The sequence below is a fragment of the Streptomyces sp. MK7 genome (genome assembly GCF_032658145.1).
Classification (GTDB): Bacteria; Actinomycetota; Actinomycetes; order Streptomycetales; family Streptomycetaceae; genus Streptomyces; species Streptomyces spiralis.
On the sequence record NZ_JAVACL010000092.1, the window covers coordinates 1 to 10,683 of the forward strand.

General features: G+C 68.3%; 9 protein-coding genes and 3 pseudogenes. 5 read left to right on the forward strand and 7 right to left on the reverse strand.

Annotated elements, in window-relative coordinates; genetic code table 11:
* Window positions 1–103 precede the first annotated feature (103 nt).
* Window positions 104–906 (forward strand): annotated as a pseudogene (locus R2S09_RS39350) (GntR family transcriptional regulator).
* Between the two features lie 234 nt (window positions 907–1,140).
* Here R2S09_RS39350 and R2S09_RS39355 read toward each other — a convergent pair.
* Window positions 1,141–1,572 (reverse strand): nitroreductase/quinone reductase family protein, encoded by a 432-nt coding sequence (locus tag R2S09_RS39355; protein ID WP_316746063.1) that lies wholly within the window; start codon window positions 1,570–1,572, stop codon window positions 1,141–1,143.
* 388 nt (window positions 1,573–1,960) lie between these two features.
* Window positions 1,961–2,432, reverse strand: a pseudogene (locus R2S09_RS39360) (integrase core domain-containing protein); the annotation flags it as partial.
* A gap of 570 nt (window positions 2,433–3,002) precedes the next feature.
* On the opposite strand from R2S09_RS39360, the gene lpdA reads away from it, so the two are divergent.
* Complete coding sequence (gene lpdA, locus R2S09_RS39365) at window positions 3,003–4,388, forward strand: dihydrolipoyl dehydrogenase (protein WP_316746065.1); 1,386 nt, start codon at window positions 3,003–3,005, stop codon at window positions 4,386–4,388.
* Between the two features lie 597 nt (window positions 4,389–4,985).
* Window positions 4,986–5,591 carry a sigma-70 family RNA polymerase sigma factor gene (locus R2S09_RS39370; protein ID WP_316746066.1) on the forward strand — a complete coding sequence of 202 codons (606 nt, stop codon included), beginning with the start codon at window positions 4,986–4,988 and terminating at the stop codon, window positions 5,589–5,591.
* Window positions 5,592–5,961: 370 nt separating this feature from the next.
* Here the strand turns inward: R2S09_RS39370 and R2S09_RS39375 are convergent.
* From R2S09_RS39375 to R2S09_RS39385, 3 genes and pseudogenes are all read right to left on the reverse strand, one after another.
* Window positions 5,962–6,573, reverse strand: a pseudogene (locus R2S09_RS39375) (NAD(P)/FAD-dependent oxidoreductase); the annotation flags it as partial.
* 97 nt (window positions 6,574–6,670) lie between these two features.
* A complete protein-coding gene (locus R2S09_RS39380; RefSeq protein WP_306193163.1) occupies window positions 6,671–7,150 on the reverse strand; it encodes a peroxiredoxin family protein in 480 nt (159 codons plus the stop codon).
* A 52-nt stretch (window positions 7,151–7,202) separates the two neighbouring features.
* Window positions 7,203–7,961: an SDR family oxidoreductase gene (locus R2S09_RS39385; protein ID WP_316746068.1), complete on the reverse strand. Its 759-nt coding sequence runs from the start codon at window positions 7,959–7,961 to the stop codon at window positions 7,203–7,205.
* Between the two features lie 235 nt (window positions 7,962–8,196).
* Here R2S09_RS39385 and R2S09_RS39390 point away from each other — a divergent pair, with 235 nt between their 5' ends.
* Window positions 8,197–8,361, forward strand: coding sequence for a hypothetical protein (locus tag R2S09_RS39390; RefSeq protein ID WP_316746069.1), 165 nt, complete (start codon window positions 8,197–8,199; stop codon window positions 8,359–8,361).
* 509 nt (window positions 8,362–8,870) lie between these two features.
* On the opposite strand, the gene R2S09_RS39395 is transcribed toward R2S09_RS39390, so the two are convergent.
* Both R2S09_RS39395 and msrB read right to left on the reverse strand, forming a co-directional pair.
* Window positions 8,871–9,200 carry a hypothetical protein gene (locus R2S09_RS39395; RefSeq protein WP_306193160.1) on the reverse strand — a complete coding sequence of 110 codons (330 nt, stop codon included), beginning with the start codon at window positions 9,198–9,200 and terminating at the stop codon, window positions 8,871–8,873.
* A gap of 167 nt (window positions 9,201–9,367) precedes the next feature.
* Window positions 9,368–9,835, reverse strand: a complete 468-nt coding sequence (msrB, locus tag R2S09_RS39400; protein ID WP_316746072.1) for a peptide-methionine (R)-S-oxide reductase MsrB — start codon at window positions 9,833–9,835, stop codon at window positions 9,368–9,370.
* Between the two features lie 190 nt (window positions 9,836–10,025).
* On the opposite strand from msrB, the gene R2S09_RS39405 reads away from it, so the two are divergent.
* On the forward strand, window positions 10,026–10,172 hold the full coding sequence (locus R2S09_RS39405) for a hypothetical protein (RefSeq protein ID WP_306193158.1): 147 nt from the start codon (window positions 10,026–10,028) through the stop codon (window positions 10,170–10,172).
* Window positions 10,173–10,683 lie beyond the last annotated feature (511 nt).

Sequence of the window (10,683 nt, forward strand, 5' to 3'; positions counted from 1 at the left end):
GTTGGCGCACCCATGCCCCCGGTCACCGGCCGCCGGCCGTCCTCGCTCAACGGGATGTCGGCTCGGTTACGCCCGCGGCGGTTCGCCAGTACTGTTCACGCCTATGTCGGAATTCTGGGCTGCTTCGGGTCTCGCCCCCGATGTGATCCGCGCTGGCCGAGGTGTGCGCCGCGCGCTGGCCGAAGCCGTGCGCGAAGCTGTCCGCACCGGCCACCTGGCCCGGGGAGACACGGCTGCCATCCTCCCGTGGGCTCGCCACCGACCTCGGCCTTGCCCGCAACACCGTGGCCGACGCCTGTGCCGACCTCGTCGCCGAAGGATGGCTCACCGCCCGCAGAGGCTCGGGCACACTCGTGGCAGACAGGATGGTCACTCGGCCGATCTTGGCGCGCCCGCCCACCGCTCCTGCCGGCCACCCTTGACACGACCTGATCCCAGGTGGCCCCGACCTCGCCGCTTTTCCTCGTGCAGCCTGGCTGAATGCCACACGCCGCGCCCTGTCCGCGGCCCCCGACGACGCGCGGCTACGGCGACCCCCGCGGTCGGCCGGAACTGCGGGCCGCACTCGCGGACCATCTCGCGCGAGCCCGGGGCGTGTACGTGGGGCCGCAACTGACGATGGCGGAATTCATCACCTCCGGCGCCTACGCCCGTCACATACGTGCTGCCCGTCGGCGCTACCGCGAGCGACGAGACGCTCTCGTCACAGCCCTGGCCCAGCATGCCCCAAAGGTGCGCGTGATCGGGACAGCGGCTGGCCTGCACACCGTGCTCGGTTTGCCGCCCGGGACCGAGCAGCGGGTGTGCCCTCCGATGCTGCGTGGCCTCAGGCGCTCTCCGCACTCGTGCGGATCCTTCCCTGACGCGCCCCCGAGTGGCTGGGCACGCGGACTGATCTCTTCGTAGGTACGGCGTCACCTCGCGTCGTCGGAGGCGAGGTAGTCGATAACGGAGGCGACCTGTTCCAGGCCGGCTCGGGAGCTGGTGAGGGTTGGACGGCGAGGCGGTCGAGCCCGTCGCCCATGAACTCGACCGTGGGCGTGCGTGTCGCCCGGGCTGATGTCCTGCGGGGGCGTCGCATGGGGCCGCTGCCGGTGCGGGTGACGCACTGGCAGCGGCTGGGGGCCGGGATCGGTGGGGTCAGGCGACCCTACAGCCCGCAGGTGCGAGCCGCTCCAGCTTGATGATCGGGATCGTGCGCGGGGCTCTGGCCGAGTAGGCGCGCAGGTCGGACCAGTACTCGAGCAGGCGCACGTAGAGCCGGTCGTACTCGTCGCCCCCGCGCAGCACATAGGGGCGCACGACGACCTGGCGGTCGGGGAGTTCCACCGTCGCCCGGCCAGCCGCTACGAGGTCGGCCACCCATTGGGGGTCGTGCTCGGCCCCGCCGTTGACCCCTGCGACCACGAGGGCCTCTCCTTCGGTCAGGTAGAGCAACGGGTTGACCAGCGGCTGGCCTGATCGGCGCCCCACCGTGTGCAGCAAGAGAATGTGCTTGCCTGCGAACGGGCCGCCCACCTCGCCCCCGTTGGCGCGGAACCTGGTGATGATTTCCTCGATGGAAGACGTCATTGCGGAATCCGCTTCGCGGCAGTCGTCCCGATGCCGGTGGAGCCGTCGATGATCAGTGCCGTCGTGCCGCTGAGCTGTCCCATCGTCGTTGTTCTTCCTTCCCTTGTTTGCGTAGGGATGGGGTGCCGGGCGGACCGTGGGGGGAAACACGGCCCGCCCGGCGGCCGGGGTGGGTCAGGCGGCAGAGGCGAGAGGCCAGCCTGCAACGTTGTGGCGCACCCACGGGCCCGGCCGACGCCTCAACGCCCGCTTTCCCAGCTCCGCGAGAGCCAACTGCACACAGATGGCACCATGCAGCAGGCTTGTTGACTGCCCTCCGTGAGGTGTGGCGACACGCGTCTCCACGACTGCCGAGAGGAAGACAACCATGTCGGTATGGACAGGGCGTCTATTGCGAATCGACGAGGTGGAGCCACGATCCACGATCGACGGCGACCCAGGTGTATTGACCCGTGAGATCAGGACGCGGCTGGCGGGTGGTTGGCCCTCGAGCGCGGTGTGTCCGTGGTGGTGATTCAGGTGTGCCGCCAGCCGGGGAAGGCGTCGCGTCGTTCCTGCTCCGATCGGTAGGCGCGGCTGTAGGCCCACTCGTCGAGCAGGGTGCGGTTGAACCGCTCGACCTTGCCGTCGGTCTGCGGCCGGTAGGCGCGCGTGCGCTTGTGCGTGACGCCGGCCCAGGCCAGGGCATCGCGCTCCAGACGGGACTTGTAGCAGGAGCCGTTGTCGGTCAGCACACGCTCGACGGTGACCCCGCAGGAAGCAAAGAACGCCTGCGCCCGTCCCCGGAAGGCGACGGCGGTCTCCCGCTTCTCGTCGGTGAGGATCTCGCTGTAGGCGGGGCGGGATTGGTCGTCGACTGCCCGACTTGCCGTGCTGCCGGTAGCGGTCGGCCCACCGCTTGGCGGTGCCCACAGCGACCTGGAAGCGTTCCGCAGCCCGCCGCGGCGTAGATGCTTCGGGCCCGGCGGGCCGCCACGTTCCTATCGCCCCTCTGCCGCTCGATGCTGCGAGAGCGGCGCAGGGGTCCGCGACGGAGGGTAGACGCGGAATCGATCCGGTCAGTCTTTCCTGGACCCAAGCGGTGCGAGGGTGTCCCATCGCTGCGGATGGAAATGAGACGGAGACGGGATCGTGCGGGTTTCTCTCCTGATCCACCCCCTGCTCACCCTGGACGAGCTGGCCGGACTCGGGTGCGGTGGGTGAGGACGCAGTCCCCGCTCCACCGTGTCGCTATCGACACCGCCGTCCGAGTCGTCGCGACCATCCGCGCCGGTGGCACCCCACCGGCCGTGTCGACGTACCAAGCGATACAGAAGCAGCTCATCCGATTCGCCTGAATCGGGCACTGATCAACCCCGCCACCCGGGGCCGTGACACCCCGCAGGACGGCCGTCTACACGCAATCGACAACTCGAAAGGGAGGACCCCACATGACGGAAGCCACCGAAGGCTTCGACCTTGTAGTCCTCGGCGGCGGCAGCGCCGGCTACGCTGCTGTTTTGCGCGGTGCCCAGCTCGGCCTGCGCACGGCGATGGTCGAGAAATACAAGCTAGGGGGCACCTGCCTCCACAATGGGTGCATCCCTACCAAGGCCCTGCTGCACGCGGGCGAGGTCGCCGACCGGTCCCGCGACGCACAGCTCTTCGGTGTGAGGGCCACGTTTGAGGGTATCGATATGCCCGCGGTGCAGCGTTACAAGGACAAGACGGTCGACAGCTTGTGTAAGGGTCTGACGGGCCTGGTCAAGGCACGGGATATCACCTACATCGAGGGTGAGGGCCGGCTGTCCTCCCCGACCTCCGTGGACGTCAACGGTCAGCGGATCCAGGGCCGCCACGTCCTCCTGGCGACCGGTTCCGTGCCGAAGTCCCTGCCGGGCCTCCAGATCGACGGCGACCGCATCATCTCCTCCGACCACGCCCTGGTCCTGGACCGCGTGCCGAAGTCCGCGATCATCCTGGGCGGCGGCGTCATCGGTGTCGAGTTCGCCTCCGCCTGGAAGTCCTTCGGCTCCGACGTCACGGTCATCGAGGGCCTGAAGCACCTGGTCCCGGCGGAGGACGAGGACAGCTCGAAGCTGCTGGAGGACGCGTTCCGCAAGCGCGGCATCAAGTTCAACCTGGGCACCTTCTTCGAGAAGGCCGAGTACACCCAGGACGGTGTCAAGGTCACCCTCGCGGACGGCAAGGTGTTCGAGGCCGAGGTGCTGCTCGTCGCCGTCGGCCGCGGCCCGGTCTCCCAGGGCCTGGGCTACGAGGAGGCCGGGGTCGCCATGGACCGCGGCTACGTCCTCGTCGACGAGTACATGCGGACCAACGTCCCGACCATCTCCGCCGTCGGTGATCTCGTGCCGACGCTCCAGCTCGCGCACGTCGGTTTCGCCGAGGGCATCCTGGTGGCGGAGCGCCTGGCCGGTCTGCGGACCGTCCCGATCGACTACGACGGTGTGCCGCGGGTGACGTACTGCCACCCGGAGGTCGCCTCCGTCGGCCTCACCGAGGCCAAGGCGAAGGAGATCTACGGCGCGGACAAGGTCGTCGCTCTCAAGTACAACCTGGCGGGCAACGGCAAGAGCAAGATCCTGAAGACCGCGGGTGAGATCAAGCTCGTCCAGGTCGAGGACGGTGCGGTGGTCGGCGTCCACATGGTCGGCGACCGCATGGGCGAGCAGGTCGGCGAGGCCCAGCTGATCTACAACTGGGAGGCCCTGCCGGCCGAGGTGGCCCAGCTCTTCCATGCCTACCCGGCACAGAGCGAGGCGCTCGGCGAGGCTCACCTGGCCCTGGCCGGCAAACCCCTCTACACGCACGACTAATGCCGTAGCAGGCAACGTTTGCCCTGTAACCTCCTGGGACGTGAGCTCGTGCTGAGTGGTGCGCTCTCCTCAGCGTCGAGCTGGTGGTCCGTCCAGAGGTAGCTTTTGCGAAGCAGGTCGGTGAAGGCCACCGTCCGGAGGCCGTCGCTTGTCCCGACGATGGACTTGATCGGACGACGTCCGCTCTCATCGGACAGCGCGTCGTCCATGCGATCAGTGGCCGTGCAGACCACCCGTGTTGCCTGCGCTGTCCCGCCACGAGCGCCCCGATCGCCGGCACCCCGCCCCGCGCGTCCTGCCGGCCCGGCCGGGGCAAGCCCGCCGTGCGGTCGCTCTGTTGCACCTACCGCGCGGGGGGCACACCTGCACTACTGGACGAGCATCCCGAGCATCGAGCGGTGCTCCAACCGAGTCGGGTGCTCGGACATGGCGGGATGCCGCTGCTTGCGCGTTCCCTCGGCGACGCAGAGCTGCCCTGGCCGGTAAGAACAGAACCGAAGGGGGCCGCCAATCCAATAAAGCCGGAACAGACCACTACCGGTGACCGTACCCATTGGCCGCAGCACGTGTCAGTCCCAGGCAGAGAGGAGGGGATCAGTGGCGACTTTTCCCCCTCAACGCCCCACACCTGGGGGGCCGAACGAGAGTTGCGCGGAACGCCGTGCTCGATTCGAGCAGGACGCGCTGGAACATCGGGGATACCTGCTCGCCGCCGCTCGGAGCATAGCGCGTAACCCGGCGGACGCAGAGGACCTTTTGCAGGAAGCGTATGCGCGAGCGTATGCGTCGTTCGATCAATACTGTCCTGGAACGAATTTCGGCGCATGGGTACGAAGAATACTCGTGAACCAATACATCAACGGGTACCGCAAGGAACAGCGTCGGCCGCGCCAGTACCTCGTAGCAGACGCCGGTGAACAGCAACTGTCGCGACCAGGCATATACGGCGACCTGGCGTTCGACTCCGCTGAATCCACCGTCCTGTCCCACTTGGCCAGCCCGGACCTCAAGGCGGCTCTTCGCATGGTCCCCCCGGTCCGCCGTACGGCTGTGTACCTGGCGGACGTCGAGGGATTCAGCTACAAGGAGATCGCGGACTTCATGGGGACCCCCGTGGGTACCGTCATGTCCCGCATCCATCGCGGCCGGAAGCAACTGCGCAGCCTGCTGTCTCAATACAGGAGCGGGGGACAAGCGCCCTGACCGGTCGTGCAACCCGAGGCACGGGCGAGCAGAACTCCGGCCGGGGCAGGTCCGCTTGCTCCAATGCCAAGCGGCTGCCGCCAGCCGAACCGGCTGCTCCTCGGCGGGTTGGCATCGCGGCGTAAGGCCTGGTAAACGGCGTCGGAGAGCCTGCGCTTGAGAGCACAGATCGATTCAGTGCTCGTGTCGCCGGCCTCGATGAGTTGTCGGTCTCCCCTGCGGCTGAGACGGTGACTTTTTCGGTCGCCGGACCACACCAGCAGCGGTGCGTCCCGTTGTGTCGTGCGTAGGCGCTCTTGGGATTTGAGGCGTGTGATTTCCAGATGCGCGGCCGCCAGGTCTGGTTCGCGCGGGATCCGGAGCGTGTTGCTCAGGCGGTCCTGTCGGTCGCCCGGGCCGCGTTGGCGCGCTCCGGGTCACTGCTCGTGACGAAGGCGTCCCGGGGGTGCTGTACGGAGAACGGTGAGACGAGGTCCCTGCCGAACAGTGCAGCCGTGAGCCAGACGGCGAGGATGCGGGCCTTCCGCTCCCAGGTGGGCACGGTCAGGGCGTGGTAGCCCCGGTGCATCAGCCAGGCGGGAAATCCCTTGATGACGATGCGCTCGTACTGGAAGATGCCGCGTCCGAGGCCCAGGGTTGGCACTGCTCCCAGGCTGTCGTGGCGGTAGCTGCGGACTCTGCCTGCCCGCAGGCTCGCCACGATGTTCTTCGCCGGCCGCTTGGCCTGTCGTACCGCGTGCTGGGCGTTGGGCACCGTGTGCACGTCCGGGTCGGCGGCGTTGCCGGCCGTCCAGACGATCAGCGCGGAATCGCGCGCGCCGCGCCGTTCCAGGGAGTCCACCACCCGTTCACCGGGCTTGTCGTCCATCTCGGGCACGATCCGGCCGCGGGCCTCGATCAGATGGAAGGACAGATCCTCGAAATCCAGCTCCGGGTAGGACTTGAGCAGCGTGGTCGCGAGTGCCGGCAGTTCTCCGCCCCCCGGTTTTGCGCCTGCGTTCGCGTGCGACGTGAGGCGATCAGTCAACATGAGGGTGCCCCGCCCGGTGTACCGGCACGGGGCTCCCGAGCATGTGCGATCAGCCCATGTGTTCCTTGATGTAGGAAACCAAGCCGAGAACGTCCTCCGGCACGAGCCGGCCGATCGCCCCGCTGGAGTACACCGCGGTGATGACGGTGCCATCGGGCGCCAGTACGAAGCCCGTCGACTGCAGGTGCACCGGCTCGTCGTTGACGAAGGCACCGGTGGCCTCGGCGACCGCGCGGGCGTCCGCGCTGTGCCCGACAGGGAAGGTGAGCTTGTGCTTCTCGACGAGCTCCTTCGTCGTGGCCTCGTCGTCGACGGAGAGCGCGACGACCTTGATCCCCACCTGCGCGAACCGATCGCCGGCCCGCTGGAAGGCTCTGAGCTGCGCGGTGCAGTAGGGGCACCACGAACCGCGGTAGAAGAGGACGACGCCGAAGCTGCCGGCGAACGCCTCAGGGACGTTGAGGGTGCCGCCCCCGACAACATTGATGGTCAGTGCGGGAAATACCGCGCCGGTGTTCAACAGGCCCATATGAATTCTCCTCAGTGACAAGGTGGCTCGGTGTGAAAACGAAGGGGGTCTTTCAGATCCGGTCGGACGCGTCCCAGACGCACCCGGTCTCCGGCAGCGGGACCCGGGCCACCAGGGAGGCCGCGGAATCGTCCGCTGTGATGAGGGTCCGGTTCTCGTACGACGACCTGAAACGGGCGTACGTAGCGGCGTCGACCAGGTTTTCACCGCGTTCGCGGATCCAGGCCTGCATGGCCGTGTCGACCGAGCCCGGCCGGTACACGTTGACCGTGACACCGGTGTCCTTGAGCTCCGCCGCGAGATTGAGCGTGTGGGCCTCCAACGCGGCCTTCGTCGCTGCGTATGCATTGAAGCCCCCCAGGGCAGCGGGGTGCGCGACGATGCCGCTGGAGACGTTCACCACCCTCCCCCAGCCGCGCTTCACCATGTCCGGGACCAGGGCGAAGGACAACGCCGCCGGCGCGAAGACATTGACCGCAAAGGCGCCGATCCACCGCTCCAGGTCCATCTCCGCAGCCGGGCCGAGCGGCTGGACCGTGCCGGCGTTGTTCACCAGTACATCCACGGCCCCCAGAGCCTCAGCCGCTCCGTCGAGGACCGCGCGGACCCCGTCTTCCGTGCTGACGTCCGCGGTAATCGGCACAGCCGTACCGCCTTCCCGCTCAACCAGCCGTACTGTCTCCTGCAGTTCCTCGGCAGTCCGCGCGACCAGGGCGGAACGCGCCCCTTGAGCAGCCAGTCGTATCGCCACGGCCCGTCCGATGCCCCGGCCGGCCCCGGTGACCAGGGCGGTCCTTCCGCTCAACGTCATCTCGCACTCCCCAGTAGTTCTCACCGGCACTCGGACGGCAAGCGGCTCTTGTCCATACGCGACTCTTGAGGTCCGGTTCTTACCGGCGAAGCGCGGATCAATGCCGGAGAGGACCGCGTGACCGGCCCTCCGAACTCCCCGAGCAGCCGCGAACCGCGGGGCAGGGGCCGGAGCTGTCGTGGCGGCCCACCCTCCCCTGATCCGGTTGGTTCACGCCTGGCGAATCCTCATCCAGGTGGTCCTCGACGACCTGCGGGAGAGGCAGCAGAAGGCCACGATCTACTGCCCCCTCGTCAACCGGTTCATCCAGCAGAACATCAAGTATGCCGACGCCATCGATCCCAGCCACCCGGGCATCTGGGCCGCCCTCCCCGCGGCCGGTGCCGGCCCTACAGGCTGACCGCCGCCGGCCGGAGCGTGACGGAGGTCAGGCCCCAGCCGACCGCCGACACCGGGGTCTCGCCCCGCCGCAGCATCAGCGGACCGGACGAGATTTCCTACTATGTGTCCAGCCGACGCCACCCTGGATGAGCGATCTGTGCCGCGGCAGCCGATGGGCGATCGAGAAGCGCGCCCAGGGTGCGAAGCAGGAATGCGGCCTCGACGACGACCAGATCCGCCGTTACCGGGGCTGGCACCACCACGTGCCGTTGACCATGGCTGTCTACGCCTGCCCGACGCTATGGCAGGCCCGCCAGCTGGATACCGACAAAGCAGCATCCGCCTGCCGGATCGTCGAGGAATTCCTCGCCGCCGACTCTTCGGGCCGCACGGCGAGGGCGGCGGCAGCCGTCAGCGCCCTGCGACGAGCACGCCACAGTGCTGCATGGGCCCGCCGGGGGTCCAGGACGAGCAGTACGAGTCGGCACCGCTCTCCCACCCAGGCACCGGCTCCGGTAGACCCGGTGGTTATTGGTAGCGCCCTTCGAAAAGGGCTCCGCTCGCGAGGTCCGAGAACCGGAGGCCGACAATCCTTCCCTCGTCCACCATCCACCGGAGGTCGTACGAGGCTCGGAAGGTGGGCGGCCAGAACGAGCAGAAGCGGCCGTTCTCGTCGACGGACCATGTGCCCTCCGTCTGACGTCCGCCTTCGACGTAACGGGTGGTCCCGTCGGGGTCGAAGGACTGCGTCGCACGGTCGGTGTAGACGAGGCTTCCCGCGGTGACAGCGGCCGGTATCTGTTCGGGCGGCACAGGGGCGCCGTCTTCGGCGGATATGTTTTCGAGGTTCCTGATCACTGTGTGGTCCTCCTGTCGGGCCCGGCATCCTGGGCGCAGTTTCGTTGGAAGCGTGCAGCCGCACGTGGAGTGCGGCGCTGTGGTACCACCTGGGTACAACGGTGCCCTCACCGTCGCTGCACGACAGGGCGGGGGCCGGCCGTCGTGCCACAGCCGAGGGCCGCCTGTCAGGTTTCGGCGGTATCTTCCCGCACTGCGTCGAACAAGTGCAGGTACTGTCCGTAGCCCTCCTGCTTGAGGTCTTCGACGGGGATGAAGCGCAGGGACGCGGAGTTGATGCAGTACCGCAGTCCGCCCTGGTCGCGGGGCCCGTCGGGAAACAGATGGCCGAGGTGGCTGTCCCCTCCTGCTGAGCGGACTTCGATGCGGACCATGCCGTGGCTGGTGTCGGGGATCACGACGACGCGGTCGGGGTTGAGCGGCTTCGTGAAGCTGGGCCACCCGGTCATGCTGTCGTACTTGTCGACCGAGGCGAACAGGGGCTCACCGGACACGACATCCACGTAGATCCCGGGCGCCTTGTAGTCCCAGTAGGCGTTGGCGAACGCGGGCTCGGTCTCGTCCTGCTGGGTCACTCGGTACTGCTGGTCTGTGAGCTGCGCGACGCGCTCAGGACTCTTGCGGTACTCCGTCATGTCTACCTCCCGGGTAGCACAGCAGCGTCTTGGTTTCTGCGTCGTGCGCCGCCCGCGTTCTTACCGCGACGCCCCGGCTCCAGGAGCTGAAGAGCATGCCCGGTGCGCGGCGCTGCAAAGGCGGCAGACTGGACGGGCGGCGAAGGAGCGCCCGCGCGTGCGCGGCCCTGGCCCTCTTCCACGGCCGGGGGTGGGAAGCCCGCCAGCCGCCGCCCGTGCGGTTTTCGCCGCCCAGGCAGCCGACCTGATGGAGCCCGCCATGCCCACGGTCCTGTTCGAGGCGCGCCCGGAACCGGGCTGCTACGGCGCCTACCGCGACCACGTCATGGCGCTGTAGCGCACGATCGGGGGCGGCGATGAGCCGCTCGAGCACGGAGAGTACCGAAGCACGACTCGCGAGGGCTGGGCTGGCTGCTGTCACTCTTCACCTGGAGCGGTGGGTCGTCCCCGGCGTCCCGTTCCGCGGGTCCGCACCGCAGCGTCTGCGAAAAACGACCCGGCCTTGCTCTTCGACCGGCGGTTCAGGTCCGGCGAGGTGATCCTCGACATGGCATCCTCGGCGGGCCCGGCGACCGCTTCCCAACGTATCGCAGGACGGAGGGACGGGCGACGGGGACGGGGTGGTGATCGTGCTGAGCGGAACGGTTCGACAGCTGTGCCCGGCCGTCGGCGACCTCAGCGGTGCGCCGAGAGCCTCGGCCTGGGCACGGGGGCCGTCGCGGTGCCGTGATGCGCGGGCACTCAGTGACGACGGTGTCGCGCCGTGTGAGCGCCTTGGGTTGCCTGTCTGTGTCGCACCTGTGGGGCCGACGGCGTGGCGTGGTCCCTGAGGTCGCGTTGGCTGTCAC

Bases quoted from the DNA above. Each gene is read 5' to 3' on its own strand.
- R2S09_RS39380 (WP_306193163.1), bottom strand. From the start codon at position 7,150: ATGGGCCTGTTGAACACCGGCGCGGTATTTCCCGCACTGACCATCAAT.
- R2S09_RS39355 (WP_316746063.1), bottom strand. From the start codon at position 1,572: ATGACGTCTTCCATCGAGGAAATCATCACCAGGTTCCGCGCCAACGGG.
- R2S09_RS39385 (WP_316746068.1), bottom strand. From the start codon at position 7,961: ATGACGTTGAGCGGAAGGACCGCCCTGGTCACCGGGGCCGGCCGGGGC.
- lpdA (WP_316746065.1), top strand. From the start codon at position 3,003: ATGACGGAAGCCACCGAAGGCTTCGACCTTGTAGTCCTCGGCGGCGGC.
- msrB (WP_316746072.1), bottom strand. From the start codon at position 9,835: ATGACGGAGTACCGCAAGAGTCCTGAGCGCGTCGCGCAGCTCACAGAC.